At 59.7% G+C, this 18,046-nt stretch carries 14 protein-coding genes; 10 read left to right on the top strand and 4 right to left on the bottom strand.

What is annotated here, in order from left to right:
* Positions 1 to 34: 34 nt before the first annotated feature.
* Positions 35 to 505, bottom strand: coding sequence for a hypothetical protein (locus BLW70_RS08020; RefSeq protein WP_008157373.1), 471 nt, complete (start codon positions 503 to 505; stop codon positions 35 to 37).
* Positions 506 to 892: 387 nt separating this feature from the next.
* On the opposite strand from BLW70_RS08020, the gene BLW70_RS08025 reads away from it, so the two are divergent.
* Positions 893 to 2,968, top strand: a complete 2,076-nt coding sequence (locus BLW70_RS08025; RefSeq protein ID WP_074873304.1) for an AsmA family protein — start codon at positions 893 to 895, stop codon at positions 2,966 to 2,968.
* Between the two features lie 123 nt (positions 2,969 to 3,091).
* Here the strand turns inward: BLW70_RS08025 and BLW70_RS08030 are convergent, their stop codons facing one another.
* A complete protein-coding gene (locus BLW70_RS08030; RefSeq protein WP_074873307.1) occupies positions 3,092 to 4,015 on the bottom strand; it encodes a LysR substrate-binding domain-containing protein in 924 nt (307 codons plus the stop codon).
* A 123-nt stretch (positions 4,016 to 4,138) separates the two neighbouring features.
* Here BLW70_RS08030 and BLW70_RS08035 point away from each other — a divergent pair, with 123 nt between their 5' ends.
* The 3 genes from BLW70_RS08035 to BLW70_RS08045 all read left to right on the top strand — a co-directional run bounded on the left by BLW70_RS08035 (position 4,139) and on the right by BLW70_RS08045 (position 6,084).
* The gene (locus BLW70_RS08035; protein WP_074873310.1) at positions 4,139 to 4,777 is read left to right on the top strand and encodes an FMN-dependent NADH-azoreductase; all 639 of its coding nucleotides are present in this window, start codon (positions 4,139 to 4,141) and stop codon (positions 4,775 to 4,777) included.
* Positions 4,778 to 5,083 carry a DMT family transporter gene (locus tag BLW70_RS08040; RefSeq protein ID WP_008157366.1) on the top strand — a complete coding sequence of 102 codons (306 nt, stop codon included), beginning with the start codon at positions 4,778 to 4,780 and terminating at the stop codon, positions 5,081 to 5,083. It begins immediately after the preceding gene.
* Positions 5,084 to 5,193: 110 nt separating this feature from the next.
* The gene (locus tag BLW70_RS08045) at positions 5,194 to 6,084 is read left to right on the top strand and encodes an esterase/lipase family protein (RefSeq protein ID WP_074873313.1); all 891 of its coding nucleotides are present in this window, start codon (positions 5,194 to 5,196) and stop codon (positions 6,082 to 6,084) included.
* A 116-nt stretch (positions 6,085 to 6,200) separates the two neighbouring features.
* Here the strand turns inward: BLW70_RS08045 and BLW70_RS08050 are convergent, their stop codons facing one another.
* Positions 6,201 to 7,076, bottom strand: a complete 876-nt coding sequence (locus BLW70_RS08050; RefSeq protein ID WP_074873315.1) for a DMT family transporter — start codon at positions 7,074 to 7,076, stop codon at positions 6,201 to 6,203.
* A 96-nt stretch (positions 7,077 to 7,172) separates the two neighbouring features.
* Between BLW70_RS08050 and BLW70_RS08055 the strand changes: the two genes are divergently transcribed.
* From BLW70_RS08055 to BLW70_RS08065, 3 genes are all read left to right on the top strand, one after another.
* Entirely contained in the window at positions 7,173 to 7,967 is a 795-nt protein-coding gene (locus BLW70_RS08055) for an AraC family transcriptional regulator (RefSeq protein WP_174553763.1), read from the top strand.
* Positions 7,968 to 8,031: 64 nt separating this feature from the next.
* Positions 8,032 to 8,337, top strand: coding sequence for a PsiF family protein (locus BLW70_RS08060; RefSeq protein WP_074873318.1), 306 nt, complete (start codon positions 8,032 to 8,034; stop codon positions 8,335 to 8,337).
* 236 nt (positions 8,338 to 8,573) lie between these two features.
* Complete coding sequence (locus BLW70_RS08065; RefSeq protein ID WP_074873320.1) at positions 8,574 to 9,587, top strand: AI-2E family transporter; 1,014 nt, start codon at positions 8,574 to 8,576, stop codon at positions 9,585 to 9,587.
* Between the two features lie 139 nt (positions 9,588 to 9,726).
* On the opposite strand, the gene BLW70_RS08070 is transcribed toward BLW70_RS08065, so the two are convergent.
* Entirely contained in the window at positions 9,727 to 11,001 is a 1,275-nt protein-coding gene (locus tag BLW70_RS08070) for an Hsp70 family protein (protein WP_074873323.1), read from the bottom strand.
* A 289-nt stretch (positions 11,002 to 11,290) separates the two neighbouring features.
* On the opposite strand from BLW70_RS08070, the gene BLW70_RS08075 reads away from it, so the two are divergent.
* From BLW70_RS08075 to BLW70_RS08085, 3 genes are all read left to right on the top strand, one after another.
* Positions 11,291 to 12,238: a DnaJ C-terminal domain-containing protein gene (locus BLW70_RS08075; RefSeq protein ID WP_074873327.1), complete on the top strand. Its 948-nt coding sequence runs from the start codon at positions 11,291 to 11,293 to the stop codon at positions 12,236 to 12,238.
* 23 nt (positions 12,239 to 12,261) lie between these two features.
* Complete coding sequence (locus BLW70_RS08080; protein WP_074873330.1) at positions 12,262 to 12,567, top strand: chaperone modulator CbpM; 306 nt, start codon at positions 12,262 to 12,264, stop codon at positions 12,565 to 12,567.
* Between the two features lie 339 nt (positions 12,568 to 12,906).
* The gene (locus BLW70_RS08085) at positions 12,907 to 17,712 is read left to right on the top strand and encodes an NEL-type E3 ubiquitin ligase domain-containing protein (protein WP_074873333.1); all 4,806 of its coding nucleotides are present in this window, start codon (positions 12,907 to 12,909) and stop codon (positions 17,710 to 17,712) included.
* The last annotated feature ends 334 nt before the right edge of the window (positions 17,713 to 18,046 follow it).

Raw genomic sequence — 18,046 nt, forward strand, 5'->3', positions numbered from 1 at the left:
GGGGATTGGGCTTTTTTTCAGGGCCGCCATGGGCTCAGCTCAAGGCGCTGTTGCGTTCGATGACACGGTCACCACCACCTTCGGCCAGGGTCTGACCTTGTGGAGTGCGGTCGGAACCGTCAGCCGCCAGGGTCTGGCCTTGTGGAGTGCGATCGGAACCGTCAGCAGCAAGGGTTTGACCTTGTGGAGTGCGATCGGAACCGTCAGCAGCCAGGGTCTGACCTTGTGGAGTACGATCGGAACCGTCAGCAGCGAGGGTTTGGCCTTGTGGGGTACGGTCGGAACCATCAGCAGCCAGGGTCTGGCCTTGTGGAGTGCGGTCCGAGCCATCCTGGGTGATCAGGCCTTTTTCTTTCAGGCGATCATTGCCACCTTCGGCAACGGTTTGGCTGAACACCGAGTGGGTGGATTTGACTTGTGGGGTTGCTTGGTCAGCCGCTGGCAGGGCGAAAGCAGTGCTGGCCAGCATCGAGAGGGTAAGGCTAAGCAATAATTGGCGTTTCATGATCGGGTGCTCCGTAGGAGGGCGGTAAAGTGGGTACGAGGGCAATGCTACTCTCGATAAGTCGATACAAAAGTTCATAAACGCAATGGTAATAATCAACGGAATTGATTGTTCCGTGAGACAGCTCTAAATCGGGCGTTTCCGGCGGATGTTTTTGCGCTGGGATGGGTATTTTCAACTCACTTGCGCATTGCAAAAGTGCGGGGCCGGTAACGCTGGACTCGGGGCGCATCCTCTCGCCGACCGATTATTTGAACGTTAAGCGGAATTTCGGTTAAACCTGCGCACCATTTCCAAGTCCTAAACTCAACGGCAGGCCGGTTCTGGCCTAACGTTTCAAACGTGCGTCGCAGTCAGGGCGCTCAGTCGTATCAGGAGCCCTGTGCAATGACGCGCACTCGTAAAGCATTTATCTGGACCCTCGCCAGCCTTGTTGTCCTGCTGGCTGCATTGGTTGTGATCATTGCGTTCTTCGATTGGAACCGGATCAAACCATCGCTTAACGCCAAGGTTTCCGAAGAGCTGCACCGCCCGTTCGCCATCAACGGCAACCTGGCGGTGATCTGGCAGCGTGAGCCCGAGGAGGGAGGCTGGCGCGCCTGGGTGCCGTGGCCGCATGTCGTGGCGCAAGACTTGAGCCTGGGCAACCCGGACTGGTCGAAGAAACCGCAGATGGTCACCCTCAAACGCGTCGAGCTGCGCATCTCGCCCCTGGCCTTGCTGGCGCAGCGCCTGGTCATTCCGCGCATTGACCTGACCGAACCGAATGCCGACCTCCAGCGCCTGGCCGACGGTCGTGCTAACTGGACCTTCAAGTTCGACCCCAAGGACCCGAACGCCGAGCCTTCAAACTGGGTGGTGGACATCGGTGCGATCGGCTTCGACAAAGGCCATGTCATCCTCGACGACCAGAACCTCAAGACTCAGCTCGACTTGATCATCGACCCGCTGGGTAAACCGATTCCGTTCAGTGACATCGTCGGTGACAAAGCCGCGAAAACCGCCGCGGAAAAGGGCGCCGCGCCGCAGGATTACGCGTTCGCGCTGAAGGTCAAAGGTCAGTACCACGGCCAGACACTCGCGGGCGAAGGCAAGGTCGGCGGCTTGCTGGCGTTGCAGGATGCGTCCAGACCGCTCCCGCTTCAGGCACAGGTGAAAATCGCTGACACCCGCGTGGAACTGGCGGGCACCCTCACCGATCCACTGAACCTCGGCGCCCTGGATTTGCGCCTGAAACTGGCGGGTACCAGCCTGGGCAATCTCTACCCGCTGATCGGCGTAACCCTGCCGGACACACCGCCGTACGAAACTGACGGGCACTTGATCGCCAAGTTGCAGGAAGCGGGCGGTGCAGTGTTTCGTTACGAAGAATTCAACGGCAAGATCGGTCAGAGCGATATCCATGGCAGCCTGGTGTATGTCGCCAGTCAGCCGCGCCCGAAACTGAGTGGATCGCTGGTTTCCAACCAATTGCTGTTTGCCGACCTCGCCCCGCTGATCGGTGCCGATTCCAACGCCGAACAAAAGGCTCGTGGCGGCGAAAGCAAGCAGCCGACCGACAAGGTGTTGCCGGTCGAAGAGTTCAAAACCGAGCGCTGGCGGGTTATGGACGCGGACGTCGAGTTCACCGGCAAGCGCATCGTCCACAGCGAAAAACTGCCGTTCAACGATCTCTACACTCATCTGATACTGACTGACGGCGTACTCAGCCTGGAACCCCTGCGCTTCGGCGTGGCCGGCGGCAACCTGGACGCTCAGATTCGCCTCAATGGCCGAACCGAACCGTTGGAAGGCCGCGCCAAACTCACCGCACGCAAGTTCAAACTCAAGCAGTTGTTCCCGACCTTTGAGCTGATGAAAACCAGTTTCGGCGAGCTCAACGGTGACGCCGACATCACCGGTCGCGGCAACTCGGTGGCAAAACTGCTGGGCACTGCCAATGGCAATCTGAAGTTGCTGATTAACGATGGGGCCATCAGCCGTGAGTTGATGGAGCTGGCCGGGCTGAACGTCGGCAACTATGTGGTCGGCAAGATCTTTGGCGACAAGGAAGTGAAGATCAACTGCGCTGCCGCCGACTTCGACATCCAGGCGGGTCTGGCGACTACGCGCCTGTTCGTCTTCGATACCGAAAACGCGATCGTCTACATTGATGGCACCGCCAACATGGCGACTGAGCAACTGGACCTGACCATCACCCCGGAATCCAAGGGCTGGCGCGTGATTTCGCTGCGTTCGCCGCTGTATGTGCGGGGTAAGTTCATCAAGCCTGATGCCGGTGTGAAGGCTGTACCGCTAATGTTGCGAGGGGCGGGAATGGTGGCGCTGGGTGTGCTTGCCGCGCCGGCGGCGGGCTTGCTGGCGCTGATAGCGCCGAGCGCTGGCGAACCGAATCAGTGCGCGCCGTTGCTGGAACAGATGAAGGCCGGCAAGGCGCCGGTCACCGTCAAACCCACCCGGTAGTCACAGATCGTTGGAGATCGTTCCCACGCTCTGCGTGGGAATGCCTCTACGGACGCTCCGCGTTCGGCCTTTATGGGACGCAGAGCGTCCCGGGCTGCATTCCCACGCAGAGCGTGGGAACGATCAGTCAGTTGCCGAAAGCTGCGACCTTGGCAATAACCCTGACAACGCTGCTTCTTCCTGCAACCAGGCAAAAAATGCCCGCACCGGTGGGTGCCGTTCGCGCCCCGGCACGCACAGTGCCGCGTAACCGGCGCCATCGACCTGAACTTCACCCTTGTAAGCCACCAGCAAACCATTGGCCACGCTCTCGGACACCAGAATATTGCTCGCCAGCACCAGGCCTTGCCCGGCAATTGCCGCTTGCAGGGCGTAGTGCTCTTCGTCGTATTCGCGAACCGCGGGTTGCCCGGCAAGCCAGTTTTCGCCGGATTTTGCGCACCAGGCCTCCCAGCCGTGAGCGTACAGCTTGGAGTTGTGCCAGCGCACGCTGATCAGCGTCGGCGCCCGGCTGGCGGCCAAGGCGACTTGCTCCGGCGAGCCATAGACGCCGAAGGATTCGTCGAACAGGCACAGCCCATAAAGGTTCGGGTAGTCATCGAGGCTGTAGCGCACCACCAGATCGACGCTGGCGTCCTGATGCAGATCGATGACTTCACAATGGGTGTCGAGCCGCAGGCTGATGTTCGGGTGCCGGGCGTAGAACCGGCCCAGTCGTGGCACCAGCCACAACGCGGCGAAAGCGGCGGTGGTGGAGATTGTCAGGCTCGCGCCGCTACGTTGCGGGCGCAAGGTATCGACACTTTGCGCCACTTCCAGCAAGGCACCGTGCAAGCTGTGGAACAGCCGTTCACCGCAGTCCGTCAGGCGCACTTGCCGCGGCAGTCGCTCGAACAGCGGCACGCCGAGCCAGGTCTCCAGCGAACGGATCTGATGGGAAACCGCCGTCGGCGTCACCGCGAGTTCTTCGGCGGCCGCCTTGAAGCTCAGCAGGCGCGAGGCGGATTCAAAGGCGCGCAAGGCGGTCAGCGGCAGCGAGGCAAACATTTGAAAGCTCCATGGATGAAATCAATTCATCCAAACTGATTTTTTCTCATTTGAAGAAAGACTGCGATGCGCTTCAAGCTGCAAGTCACCAGCAGTTTGAGTTTAGTTCTTCAGGAGATACAGATGAGCACAATTCTTGCCGTACATGCCAGCCCCCGTGGCGAGCGTTCTCACTCCCGGCGCTTGGCCGAGGTGTTCCTTTCAGCCTGGCAGGCGGCCAATCCGCAGTCGCACCTGACCCGTCGCGAAGTCGGTCGGGCGTTGATTCCGCCGGTCAACGAGGCGTTTGTGGCCGCCGCGTTTTACCCCGAACCCGATGCGCGACCACTGTCGATGCAGGCCGACCTGGCGTTCAGCGATGAACTGGTGGGCGAGTTACTCGGTCACGATTTGTTGGTGATTTCCACGCCGATGCACAACTTCAGCGTGCCCAGCGGCCTCAAGGCCTGGATCGATCAGATTGTGCGGCTGGGGCTGACCTTCAATCACACCCTGGACAATGGCATCGCTCAATACGAGCCGCTGGTGCAGGGCAAAAAGGCGTTGATCGTCACCAGTCGCGGCGGGTTCGGTTTCGGGCCCGGTGGGGAACTTGAGGCGATGAACCATGCCGATCCGTTGTTGCGAACGGCGTTGGGCTTCATCGGCATCACCGACATCACGGTCGTGGCCGCCGAAGGCGAAGAGTCCGAGGAACGCACCTTCCAGATCTCCGCCGCCGAGGCCGAGCAGCGCTTGCTGGCGTTGGCCAGGGTGTTCTAGATGGCCTGGCTGTTTTTGCTGATCGCCGCCGGCTTCGAAGTCACCTTTGCCATGGGCATGAAGTACGCCGAGGGCTTCACCCGGCTCTGGCCGTCGATGATCACCGTGGTGGCCGCGGTGGGCGGGATCTACTTCCTGACCCTGGCCATGCGCGAGTTGCCGGTGAGCATCGCTTACCCGATCTGGACCGCCATCGGCTCGCTGGGCACGGTGTTTCTCGGGTTTGCGTTGCTCGGTGAAAGCCTGACGGCGGTCAAACTGGTATCGGTCGGATTGATCGTTGCGGGGGTGGTGGGGCTCAAGTAGGGCGGGATGTCATAGACTGGTCGTCGAGTTGTCATCTTCAATACCGATGCTTGGCTGATGTCTTGCATTCAAGCCTTGCTTCACCTCACCGATCACAAGGACGTTCGCCCATGTCGCAAGGTTCCGCCACGCGTTATCCGTTGGTGCTGGTCCCGGGAATGCTCGGGTTTATCCGTCTGCTGATCTATCCGTATTGGTACGGGATCATTTCTGCGCTGCGCCGGGGTGGGGCGACGGTATTTGCGGTACAGGTTTCTCCGCTCAACTCCAGCGAAGTGCGTGGCGAGCAGCTGCTGGCGCGGATCGAGGAAATCCTGCGGGAAACCGGGGCCGAGAAAGTCAACCTGATCGGCCATAGCCAAGGCTCGCTCACCGCCCGTTACGCCGCTGCCAAGCGTCCGGATCAGGTGGCGTCGGTGACGTCGGTGGCCGGGCCCAATCACGGTTCGGAACTGGCGGATTACCTGCACAAACACTATCCGGGAGACAGTGCCAAGGGGCGTTTGCTCAGCGTTTTGCTGCGGTGGATCAGTGCGTTGATGTGCCTGCTGGAAACCGGGTATCGCGGACCGAAATTGCCGGTGGATATCCCTGCCTCCCATCATTCCCTGACGAGCGAAGGGGTGGCGCTGTTCAATCAGCGTTATCCACAGGGCCTGCCTGAAACCTGGGGTGGGCATGGGCCGGAAGAGGTCAATGGCGTGCGGTATTACTCCTGGTCCGGGACCTTGCAGCCGGGCAAGACCGATGGCGGGCGAAACCGGTTTGATGGGACCAACCGCAGTTGTCGGTTGTTTGCCAGGACCTTCGTTCGAGAGGTCGGGCATTGCGACGGGATGGTCGGGCGCTACAGCTCCCATCTGGGGACGGTGATTGGCGATGAGTACCCGATGGATCACTTCGATATCGTCAATCAGTCGCTGGGTTTGGTGGGCAAAGGCGCGGAGCCGGTGCGGTTGTTTGTCGAGCATGCGGCGCGGCTGAAAGCGGCTGGGGTTTAGACCCCTGTGGTGAGGGGGCTTGTCGGAACGCCGCACCGTCCCGTTGGGCTGCGAAGCGGCCCCGAATTGCGACCGCTTCGCGCTCGAGCGGGAGCAAGCTCCCTCGCCATAAAGGATTAGGCGCGGCCAAGAACCGTGGTCCAACGCTCTGAAAGAATCACCCCGCCCAACGTCAACATCCCGCCCACCAGGTGATACATCGCCAACTGCTCATGCAGCACCACCGCCGCAATCAGCGCAGTAATCAACGGCAGCAGATTGAAAAACAGCGTGGTCCGGCTCGGCCCCAGGCGGATCACGGCCTGCATCCACGCCAATGGCGCAACCATCGAGGCCAGCAGGCAGGCGTAAAGCACCAGCGGAATATTCTGCAAGGTCAGGCCAATCTTTGGCGAGGCGACAAACAGCGGAAACAGCACCACCACCGCCACCCATACCTGCAAGTACAGCAACACCAGCGGCGGCAAACGCAGCTGCCACTTTTTCAGCAGCGTGCTGTAGATCGCATAGGCCAGGGTGGCGATCAGCATCATCGCGTCACCCAGGTTCACCCCGTGTTCGAGCAACGCACCCAGGCTGCCGGACGAGACGACCACCAAAACCCCCGCGAACGACAGCACCGCACCGGCCAGTGCGCCGATAGTCAGGCGCTGGCCGAGGCTGATGATCGCCATGGCCAGCGACATCAGAGGCATCAGCGACAGGATGATGCCCATGTTGGTGGCCGAGGTCAGGCTCGCCGCGAAGTACGCCAGGCTTTGGTAAACCGCCATGCCGAGCACGCCGAGGACAAAGATCTTGCCCAGGTTCGGGCGGATCGCTGGCCAATGGGCGATCACCGGTTTGAGCATGAAGGGGGTGAACAGCAGTCCGGCAAGCAGCCAGCGGTAGAAGCCGATCTCGGCGGGGAAGATCGCCCCGGCCGACATCTTGGTGATCACGGTGTTGCCGGCCCAAATGAAAATGGCCAGCAGGGGATAAGCGTATTGCATCAGAGAAAACCAGAGCGTTAATGAGGGGTGATTATCACTTGTCTGGATACAAGCCTATACTTCGATCCAGACAACCTGCCCCTGATGACGGACAGCATGAACAGCAAACACATCGATCTGCTCGACTTCAGCGAACTGCCTGCCCCGGTGTACTTCCGTTACGCCGACTTTGATGCGCATCGTTATGCCTCGGCGCACCGTCATCCATGGGGCACGCTGGAGTATTCGGCCCACGGCGTATTGCACATGGAAATCGGTGGCAGCCGCTTCATGTCACCGCCGCAATACGCGGTGTGGGTGCCGCCACAGACCGAACACAGCTTCTATAGCCATCAGCCGATCAACTATCGCGCGGTCTGCCTGGCTCCGCCGATGTGCCAGGACCTGCCGCAACAGGCCTGCACCCTGGCCATCAGCGACATCCTTAAAGCGATCCTCAAAGACTTCGCCAGCCGCGATGTGAAGATTCCCGAGCGCGAAGCCGACCAACGTCTGGCCCAGGTGTTGGTGGACCAACTGCAGCAGGCGCCAGTGCAGGAGTGTTATTTGCCCTACGCCAGCAGCCCTGGCTTGTTCGGGATACTCGAAGCCTTGCAGGCCGAGCCCGGTGATAACCGACCTTTGGCGGAGTGGGCCGCGCAGATCCATGTCAGCGAACGCACCCTGGCGCGGCGGTTCGTGCGTGAGTTGGGCATGAGTTTTGGCGAGTGGCGGCAGCGGCTGCGGTTTCTGGCGGCGATCGAAGCGCTGGACAGTCACCGCAGCATTCAGGAGATCGCATTCGACATGGGCTACAGCACTGGCTCTGCGTTTATCGCGATGTTTCAACGCCAGGCGCAGTGCACGCCGGAACAGTATCGACGCAGTCACCTTGAGGCCAGGAAGGTGTAACAGGTGTTGTCTACACTCCTGAGCGAGGCCGTGCTCGTCGGCGCGGCAACAAGGAGAAAACTCCATGAAGATGTTGCGTGTCCCTTTGTTGATGATCGGTCTGCTGTTCTGCGCCCAGGGCTTTGCCGCCACCGAGCAACAGAACAAGATGACCACCTGCAATGCTGACGCTACCGCGAAAAGCCTCAAGGGAGACGAACGCAAAGCTTTCATGAGCAATTGCCTCAAAGCGGCGCCCGCCGCCGATGCCGCCAAACCCCTTACCCCTCAGCAAGAGAAGATGAAAACCTGTAATGCCGATGCGGCCACTCAGGCGTTGAAAGGCGATGCGCGTAAAGCCTTCATGAGCGAATGCCTGAAGAAAAAATAATCATTGGGCCGCAAGTTGTGGGGGCTGGGAGGGCCTCATCGCGAGCAGGCTCACTCCCACAATGGATCTGTGTCCGCAGGACAAATGTGGGAGTGAGCCTGCTCGCGATGAGGCCGGCAAGGGCACTGAAAAAAACCGCCAGTGCCCCCACTTAGGCCAACCTGCACAATCCCTAGTGCTTGCACCGGAACGCTGGCAGACTGCCAATCCTTTTACGCCGTTCGTTTTGAGGCTGTATGCCAACGTTTTCTCAACGCCAAGTCTTGCAAGCCATCAGTTGGGTCATCATTTTCGGCGGTTTGTTGCTGGTGATCCCGCTGCGATTACTGCCGAGTTTGCTGGCCGGCCTGTTGGTGTTCGAACTGGTCAACATGCTCACCCCGCAATTGCAGCGGCTGATTGAAGGTCGGCGTGCGCGCTGGCTGGCGGTGGCGTTGTTGGGGACGCTAGTGGTCAGTGTGTTGACGCTGATCTTTGCCGGTGCCTTCAGCTTTCTGCTGCATGAAGCGGAAAATCCCGGCGCTTCTCTCGACAAATTCATGGTCGTGGTTGATCGGGCACGCGGGCAACTGCCGCCGTTCATCGACGCCTATCTGCCCGCCAGCGCCGCCGAGTTCCGCGTGGCGATTGGCGAATGGGTCAGCAAGCATCTCAGCGATTTGCAACTGGTGGGCAAGGATGCGGCGCACATGTTTGTGACGCTGCTGATCGGCATGGTGCTGGGGGCGATCATTGCCTTGCAGCGCGTGCCGGACGTGACCAAGCGCAAACCATTGGCTGCTGCGCTGTTCGACCGCTTGCACCTGCTGGTCCAGGCGTTTCGCAACATCGTGTTCGCCCAGATCAAGATTTCCCTGCTCAACACCTTCTTCACCGGGATTTTCCTGGCAGTGGTCCTGCCGATGTTCGGGATCAAGCTGCCGCTGACCAAAACCCTGATCGTGCTGACGTTCCTGCTCGGCTTGTTGCCGGTGATCGGCAACCTGATGTCGAACACCCTGATCACCATCGTCGGTCTGTCGCTGTCGATCTGGGTGGCCGTGGCGGCGTTGGGGTACCTGATTGTTATCCACAAGCTCGAATACTTTCTCAACGCGCGCATCGTTGGCGGGCAGATCAGTGCCAAGTCGTGGGAGTTGCTGCTGGCGATGCTGGTGTTCGAGGCCGCGTTCGGCCTGCCGGGGGTGGTGGCAGGGCCGATTTATTACGCGTACCTGAAGAGTGAGTTGAAGCAGGTGGGGATGGTTTGATTACCACCCGATCGTTCCCACGCTCTGCGTGGGAATGCCGCCATGGACGCTCTGCGTCTGCTGTTGAGGCTGTGACGCGGAGCGTCACGGGATGCATTCCCACGCAGAGCGTGGGAACGATCACTAGCTCGGGTTCGGGTCAGTCCATGTTGCCGTAGCGCTTCATCGCTTCAATCGCCAAGCCACTGCCGATGCTGCCGAAGATGTTCCCTTCCACATGCCGCGCGTTCGGCAACATCGCCGAGACGCTGTTGCGCAGTGCCGGAATACCGCTCGAACCGCCGGTGAAAAACACCGTATCGACCTGATCGACTCGTACATTGGCGTCGTTCAACAGCTGGGTCACGCTGTTACGCACGCGCTCGAGCAGGTTGTCGATGGCCGATTCGAACAGTGCCCGGCTCAGTTCCACGCTCAACCCCGGTTCGATGCGGTCCAGCGGCACATGGCGGCTGTCGGCGTGGGTCAGCTGGATCTTGGTTTCTTCCACTTCCATGGCCAGCCAATGGCCGGCGCGCTGGTCGATCAGCTTGAACAGGCGATCGATGCCGCCGGTGTCTTCGATGTCGTAGCGCATGCTGCCCAGCGCCAGGGTCGACTTTTGCGAGTACACCGAGTTGATGGTGTGCCAGGTCGCCAGGTTCATGTGGTGGCTGGTCGGCATATAGGCGCCGCTCTTCATCCGGCTGCCATAGCCGAACAGCGGCATCAGGCCTTGCAGGCTCAGCTGCTTGTCGAAATCGGTCCCGCCGATGTGCACGCCGCCGGTAGCGAGGATGTCATCGTGACGGTTGTCGTGGGTACGGCGCTCAGGGGACAGGCGCACCAGCGAAAAGTCCGAGGTACCACCGCCGATGTCGACGATTAGCACCAGCTCTTCTTTTTCGATGGTCGACTCATAGTCGAAGGCTGCCGCAATCGGTTCGTACTGGAACGAAACATCCTTGAAGCCGATGGCGCGGGCCACGTCCACCAAGGTGTTTTCGGCTTCCTGGTCGGCCAATTCATCGTCATCGACGAAAAACACCGGACGACCGAGCACCACTTCATCGAACTCGCGACCGGCGGCGGTTTCGGCGCGCTTCTTCAGTTGGCCGATAAACAGCCCAAGCAAATCCTTGAACGGCATTGCCGTGCCGAGGACGCTGGTGTCGTGCTTGATCAGCTTGGAGCCCAGCAGGCTCTTGAGCGAGCGCATCAGCCGGCCTTCATAACCTTCCAGGTACTCGTGCAGCGCGAGGCGGCCGTACACCGGGCGGCGTTCTTCCATGTTGAAGAAGACCACCGAAGGCAGGGTGATCTTGTCGTCCTCCAGCGCGATCAGCGTTTCCATGCCGGGGCGCAGCCAGCCGACGGTGGAGTTGGACGTGCCGAAGTCGATACCACAGGCACGGGCTGGAGATGCGTTTTTCATGTCTATCGAGTTCCGGTTAAAAAACGGCCGCGCAGTGTATGTCAGTGCGGCGCAGATTCGAAGGCCGACTATCCGCTAAATCTCAGCGATTAGCGCCTTGATAAGACGGCCAGATGCCCCAAACTTGTCTGCATTGGCCCTGGCAGCCCTCGGACGGTCGCAAGAACCGCCCACTGCTGCCGAAAAACTTCTGATGCGCTGCCACCTTGAGATCGATCAACCTGGCGGCTGCCAAAGAGCGCATGCTGCCGGTAGTGGCGCGATATCGATAACGGATGGTGATCCTTAGATGGACTTCAAAGACTATTACAAGATTCTCGGTGTGGAACCGACCGCGGACGATAAGACGATCAAGGCCGCCTATCGTAAGCTGGCGCGTAAATATCACCCGGATGTCAGCAAGGAAAAGGACGCCGAGTCCAAATTCAAGGACGCCTCGGAAGCCTATGAAGCGCTGAAAAGCGCCGACAAGCGCGCCGAATACGACGACTTGCGCAAATACGGCCAGCACGGCCAACCGTTCCAGGGCCCGCCGGGTTGGCAGGGGCGTGGCGCAGGTGGTTTCGGTGGTGGTCAGGACACGGGCGATTTTTCGGACTTCTTCAGTTCGATCTTCGGCAACCGTGGCCCTGGTTTTGGTGGTGGACAGTCGGGCCGTAGCGCCGGGCGTCGAGGGCAAGACGTGGAAATGGAACTCGGGATTTTCCTGGAAGAAACCCTTTCGAGCGAATCGAAGAAGGTCACCTTCCAGGTGCCGCAGTACAACGCTGCCGGCCAGCATGTCAGCAACACCAGCAAAAGCCTGAACGTGAAGATCCCGGCCGGCGTGGCCGACGGCGAGCGCATCCGCCTCAAGGGCCAGGGGGCTCCGGGCACGGGTGGCGGGGCCAATGGCGACTTGTTCCTGATCATTCGCTTTGCGCCGCACCCCAAGTTCGACGTCGAAGGCGAGAACCTGATCATTACCTTGCCGCTGGCGCCGTGGGAGTTGGCATTAGGGACTGAGGTGGCAGTGCCTACCCTGACAGGCAAGATCAACCTCAAGATCCCGGCCGGCAGCCAGAACGGCCAGCGCATGCGCGCCAAGGGCCACGGTTTGCTGAACAAGGCCGGTCATCGCGGTTATCTGTTTGTACAGCTCAAGGCAGTCATGCCTAAAACCTCGGACGACGAGGTCAAGGCGCTGTGGCAGGAACTGGCGAAAAAAGCGGCTTTCAACCCCAGAGAAAACTTCTGATCCAAGAGACGGAGTAGCCCATCATGAGCAACCCCCTGATCGTTCAACTGGACCTGGCAGAATTCTGCGAGGCGACCGACCTGCCGGACGTCTACGTGATCGAAATCGTCGAGCACGGCATCCTCGAACCTCAGGGCAAGCAGCCCAAGGATTGGCGTTTCACCGATTATGAGTTGGTGCTGGCCAAACGTGCCGCCAAGCTGCGGCGCGACCTTGAGCTGGAATGGGAAGGCGTCGCCCTGGCGCTGGACCTGCTGGAAGAGGTCCAGCAACTGCGGGCCGAGAACCGCATGCTCAAGCAGCGGTTGGCCCGGTTGGTGATCGAGTAGTTCAACATCAAAAGATCTGGCCTTTTTGAGATTGATACTCTGGTAGTTGATGTATCGGCAAGGTGTGGTGGTATTTATATATATCCATCTCTTTAATGTTCGAATGATTATTCAACGATTGCCCGCAAAGTTCAGCGGGTTTTTAGTCTTTTGTTTTATTGTGCGGGACTTAAGCTGAGGGCTTATCAAGTTGTCTTGGATTGTCAGTCTATGGATGAGTTACAGGATGTTAACGATGTTTCAAGTTCGCCGGTATTACCGGCGGACAACAACGGTGTTCATTATGAACGTATCGTTCAGGCACTTCCTCCCGCTATAACAGCGACCCCGCCGGTGAGGATGTCGTTGCTCACCAGCACCACGGTCCCGACACCGGGCTGGTACCTCAAAGCTTCCGCAATCGACCGGCAATACCTCAAGGAACTGCTCGACAAGCGCTGGTTGTTGCAGCGGTTGGTGGATGCACCGTTGCAAGACCTGCAACAGGACATCAGGGCGTTTGCCAAACCCTTGCTGTCCTTGTCGATGAGTTCGAACTTCAACAGCCATGAGGACGTCAGCCAACTGACCCTTAAGCTGTATGTGCCGGACCGGATCATCTTCGGTATCGATCGCGGCGCCAGCCATCTGCGCGAGTCCAGCCTCCTGGACGCGGCGCTGCATAACTTCGAAGAGCCGGAAACCGCCGCCGATTATTTCCGGACCGGCTCCGGGGTCTATCGCAGCAACTTCAGGGGAGAACCGTCGCTGATACCGGCGATGACGGTGAGTAAAATCGCCGCGCTGTGTCGTCGGCTGGACCTCGGCGGGCAGTATCAAGAGCATCTGCAAGCCCGGCTGCTGCCGGCCGATGCGCAGAAAAGGCAAACCCTGGAACGGCATGGCGCCGCCAGTGAAAAAGCGGCGTTCGAACTGGCCTCGCTGATCGCCCTGCTGAAAGACGACATCAGTTCCAACGCCTACGGCGTGCTGCGCCAGGTCCGCGAGCATACAAGCGATATCCGGTTTCACCATCGGCCGCTGCACCCGCATCGGCTGTCGCTGATGGGTTTCAAGTTGCACGGTGTGGTGTTGTTCAGCGCCGAGGGCGATGCGGGCATGATCCAGGCGGCGGTGGAGGCCCTGGCCCCTGATGCGCGGGCCTCCTGGCTCGACTGGTCGAGCGTGTTGTCGCTGATGGCGCCGGGTCGCGACCTGGACAAGTTCAAACTGCTGCAGGCGTTTTTCGCCAATGGCCCGACCGGGGTCAGCGAAGAGATGCTGCGCCAGCAGGACATCTACCGGCAAAGCCGCTTGAGCGGCCCGGTGATTGCCTATGTGCCGGACGACCCGCTGCACCCGCTGAAAGAGTACGCCTCGCTGGCGGACTTCATGAAAACGCTGATCCGCCAACTGCGCGAGCCGGACTATCAGGCGTTTTTCAGCCGCTTCGTCGCGCACAAGGACCAGGGCCGGTTCTTTGCCCGGGTCCGCGAGCGCCTGAGCCGGATCACCTGGCAGCAGCGCGAACCGCTGGACATGGGGCCGTGGTGGCGGGAAACCGCGGTGGAGAACCCGAATGCCGAGCCGATTACCCACCGGCTGACGGGCGAGCTGTGGCCGCAGCTGTATCGGCTCAAGCGCGACAAGGCACTCAGCGACGCGCGCGCGATTGCCGTCCCGACCGGCGATGAAGACGCCACCACGCGCTGGAAACGCCTGAGCAGCTATTTGGACATCGGCTGGAACGTCTTCAACTTTGCCGCGATGCTGGTGCCGGGGCTGGGCGAAGCCATGTTGGCGCTGATGGTGGCGCAGATGGCCGAAGAGTTGCTGGAGGGCATCGAAGACTGGAGCAAGGGTGACCGCGACGAGGCGTCGGCGCACATCAACGGAGTGATCATCAACTTTGCGCAACTGGCCCTGATGAGCGCCGGGCACGTCATCCCGCAGGCGGCGCGGATCCCGGTCACCTCCAGCACGCTGATCGACAACCTCAAACCGGTGGAACTGCCCACGGGCAAGACCCGCCTGTGGAAACCGGACCTGACGCCGTACGAGCACCCGCTGACGCTGCCGACCGAGGCCAAACCCGATGACGTGGGGCTGTATAAGCACAACGATCAGCAATGGCTGCGCCTGGAACAAAAGCATTACCAGGTGCGCCAGGACCCGGCGACGGGCGAGCATCGCCTGCAACATCCGACCCGGCCCAACGCTTATCAACCGACGGTGGAGCATAACGGTGCCGGCGCCTGGAAAGCTGAAACCGAGCAACCCTTGACCTGGGAGCGTCCGACTCTGTTACGACGCCTTGGCCATCGTGTGGATGCGTTGAGCGATGGCGAGCTTGAGCTGGCCCGCAAGATCAGCGGCACCCACGAAGGCCTGTTGCGCAGAATGTATGTCGAGCGTGAGCCCCTGCCGCCATTGCTGGCCGATACCCTCAGCCGTTTCGAGGCCTACCGACACACCGAAAACCTGGTCTCACGGATGGAAAGCGCTGAGTCGGGTGTCCACGTGACGCTCGATCACAAGACCGAATTGTTCAATGCGCGCTACGCCAGTCAGCAGGCGTCGGGTGATCCGCGTGTCGAGCTGATCAAAAGCCGTTTCACCGGCCTCCCCACCAACATTGTCGAAGACGTGCTGGCCGGTGCTTCCAGCGCCGAGCGCCGACAAATGGCGCAATGGGATTTTGCCAACCCGCAACAGACCAAGCCTGTTCCTCTGCGCCTGGCCGAGGCGCTGCGCAATGCTCAGCGGGAAGTGCGTCTGTCGCGGGCCTATGAAGGGCTGTATCTGCCGGTCGCATTGACGCCGGATACCGAGACGTTGGTTCTGCACACACTGGAAGCATTACCGAGCGGGAAAAAAAACCTGCGTATTGAAGTGCGAGAGGGTTCCTTCAATGGCGAACTGCGTGCCAGCGTCGGCCCGGAGGATGCGACCGAGCGCAAGGTCCTGGTGCGCAACGAAGACGGACGATACGAAGCGCGTGACAGCGACGATAACCATCTGCACGGCGCGGACGATCTGTATGTGGCTCTGCAGCATGCTTTGCCGCAAAACCATCGTGCCGCGCTGAGGCTTCCTCATGTAGGGCAGGGAGCGGAATTGAAGCAGCTGATCAAGCAGCATGTTCTGTCGCGCGACGGCTTGCGCAAGGCGTTGCGGATGCAGCCGATCAAACCTTTTTTCAAGGCGCCAATGCGCGGGGGCGACGGCACTTTTGGCTATCCTTTGAGTGGTCGTGGGCAAGGCACGAATCTGCAGATGGCAGAGCGACGTGCGAGAGTTCGCCGGCTGTATCCCTCCCTTGGCAATGCAGATGTCGAAATGGTTTTGGCACAGGCGGAGCGGGCGCAGGCTCATCCCACCTATCCGTTGTCAGTCGAAGAGTATTTGCTGGGTCTTGAAGAAGAGTTCGCCAGCCTGCAACAGGAGGCGAACACCTGGGTGGATACACCGGGGACGCACGTCTTGCCCGATGGGAGTATTGAACCGGTCAACCGGCAGGACCGGCAGCGGGTGGCCGACTTGCTCCGGCGTTGCTGGCAAAGGACCAATTCGCCGCAGCAAGCGACCGGCAGTTTGTACGCCGAGGGCATTCTGAGCCTGACCGGCCTGCGTATCGGGGAGCTTCCAGTGTTGACTCGAGCTCTTTTTACGCACGTTTATTCACTGGACCTCAGTGCCATGGCGCTTGGTGAGATAACGGCCAATTTCCTTGAGGCGTTCCCCAACTTGCGCGAGGTGAGCCTGGAGAACAATCGGCTGCAAACGCTTCCGCAAACATTGCGGCTGATGCCGCGGCTGCAGGCGCTGTATCTCTCGAGGAATGTCATTTCGTTGAGTCCGGAAGCCATCGTGGCCCTCGAGGGATACCCGGCGCTGCGACAACTGCACCTGAGCCACAATCCATTAGGGCGCATTCCCGATTTCCGGCGGATGCCAACGTTGAGACAACTCAACCTGCGCAACACTGGCCTTACCGAGTGGCCAGCGGGGCTGGATGCTTTGCCGCACCTTCAAGGCATCGACCTGCGCGATAACATCATCACTCGGGTGGCGGACGAAATTCTCAATCCCGCCGAGGAAAACGCAGCTGCTGCATACCGGGTGTTCAACAGTGCCGTTCTGGACGGTAACCCGCTCACTCCGGCTGCTCTGGAAGACTATGCCCAGGCCTGGCTACGTATTCCGCCACCCGAGGAGGGAGTGCCAATACCCATTGAACCCCTCGCGGTTGCCGACCCTTTGGCAAACTCCAATGAGCGATTGCAACACTGGATGCGGGACCTTCCCGCCGACGAGCGTGCCGCCAGACAAGAGCAGTGGAGTTTGCTCGAGGGGGAAGATCCCCGCAGTCAGGAGTTCTTCAGGCTGCTGGAGAATCTGCGACAAACAGGCGAGTTCAGGAACGCTTACCCTGATCTGCAGGCTCGGGTATGGGCACTGATGGACGCCGCTGGACAGTCCGAGCAATTGCGCACCGAGTTGTTCCGTCTGGCCGGGGATGTGGCAACCTGTGCCGATGGGGCTGCGCTGATTTTCAGTCGCCTGGAGGTCAAGAGTCTGATCAGCCACGGCTTGAGCACGCAGGCGACCCCGGAGCTTTCCACGCTGGCAAAAGGTTTGTTCAGGCTCGACGAAGTCGAACGGATTGCGCAACAGGATGCGAGCGAACGGATTCAGAGCATTTCGGCCAATCACGCGTTGACCCTGGAGCAGAAGATCCAGGAAATTCTGCTGATCGATCGAGTCGAGATTCGTCTTGCTTACCGTATCGGACTGAAGGATCGACTGGGTTTACCGGGGCAGCCGCAGCAGGCCAGGTATCTCGGCGTGGCTGATGTGACGGCGGCGATGCTCGATGCTGCCGAGCAGCGGGTGTTGGCCCTGGACAATTCGCCCCAGGAATTTGCGGCGACCACCCAGCGTGATTTCTGGCGAGGGTTTCTGAAGCACAAATACGCCGATGAGTTTCTGTTGGAACAAGAGCCGTTGCACGCACGACTCGAGGCGCTGACGGCAACGGAGATGGCAAGTCAGGAATACCTGGTCAAAAGTGCGGAACTGGCCAGGGAGTTCGAAGCGGTTGAAGATGCATTTATCAAACGCAAGACGCAGATGGAATTACCTGATTTGAACGCGGGAGATTAACACTACGCGTATTGAACACCCCGAAGGTTGCTGCAAATGCAACGTTCGGGGTTTTTTTATATTCGCTCGCTGGTGGAACATAAGTGATGGGAGGTGGTGGTATTTATATATATCCATCTCTTTAGTATTCGAATGATTATTCAACGATTGCCCGCAAAGTTCAGCGGGTTTTTAGTCTTTTGTTTTATTGCGCAGGATTTAAGCTGAGGGCTTATCAAGTTGTCTTGGATTGTCAGTCTATGGATGAATTACAGGATGTTAACGATGTTTCAAGTTCGCCAGTATTACCGGCGGACAACAACGGTGTTCATTATGAACGTATCGTTCAGGCGCT

It is taken from the genome of Pseudomonas frederiksbergensis (assembly GCF_900105495.1).
GTDB lineage: Bacteria > Pseudomonadota > Gammaproteobacteria > Pseudomonadales > Pseudomonadaceae > Aquipseudomonas > Aquipseudomonas frederiksbergensis.

Coding starts and splice junctions, on each gene's coding strand:
- BLW70_RS08025 (WP_074873304.1), top strand. CDS start 893: ATGACGCGCACTCGTAAAGCATTTATCTGGACCCTCGCCAGCCTTGTT.
- BLW70_RS08080 (WP_074873330.1), top strand. CDS start 12,262: ATGAGCAACCCCCTGATCGTTCAACTGGACCTGGCAGAATTCTGCGAG.
- BLW70_RS08045 (WP_074873313.1), top strand. CDS start 5,194: ATGTCGCAAGGTTCCGCCACGCGTTATCCGTTGGTGCTGGTCCCGGGA.
- BLW70_RS08060 (WP_074873318.1), top strand. CDS start 8,032: ATGAAGATGTTGCGTGTCCCTTTGTTGATGATCGGTCTGCTGTTCTGC.
- BLW70_RS08075 (WP_074873327.1), top strand. CDS start 11,291: ATGGACTTCAAAGACTATTACAAGATTCTCGGTGTGGAACCGACCGCG.
- BLW70_RS08030 (WP_074873307.1), bottom strand. CDS start 4,015: ATGTTTGCCTCGCTGCCGCTGACCGCCTTGCGCGCCTTTGAATCCGCC.
- BLW70_RS08070 (WP_074873323.1), bottom strand. CDS start 11,001: ATGAAAAACGCATCTCCAGCCCGTGCCTGTGGTATCGACTTCGGCACG.
- BLW70_RS08065 (WP_074873320.1), top strand. CDS start 8,574: ATGCCAACGTTTTCTCAACGCCAAGTCTTGCAAGCCATCAGTTGGGTC.
- BLW70_RS08035 (WP_074873310.1), top strand. CDS start 4,139: ATGAGCACAATTCTTGCCGTACATGCCAGCCCCCGTGGCGAGCGTTCT.
- BLW70_RS08040 (WP_008157366.1), top strand. CDS start 4,778: ATGGCCTGGCTGTTTTTGCTGATCGCCGCCGGCTTCGAAGTCACCTTT.
- BLW70_RS08055 (WP_174553763.1), top strand. CDS start 7,173: ATGAACAGCAAACACATCGATCTGCTCGACTTCAGCGAACTGCCTGCC.
- BLW70_RS08020 (WP_008157373.1), bottom strand. CDS start 505: ATGAAACGCCAATTATTGCTTAGCCTTACCCTCTCGATGCTGGCCAGC.
- BLW70_RS08050 (WP_074873315.1), bottom strand. CDS start 7,076: ATGCAATACGCTTATCCCCTGCTGGCCATTTTCATTTGGGCCGGCAAC.
- BLW70_RS08085 (WP_074873333.1), top strand. CDS start 12,907: ATGTCGTTGCTCACCAGCACCACGGTCCCGACACCGGGCTGGTACCTC.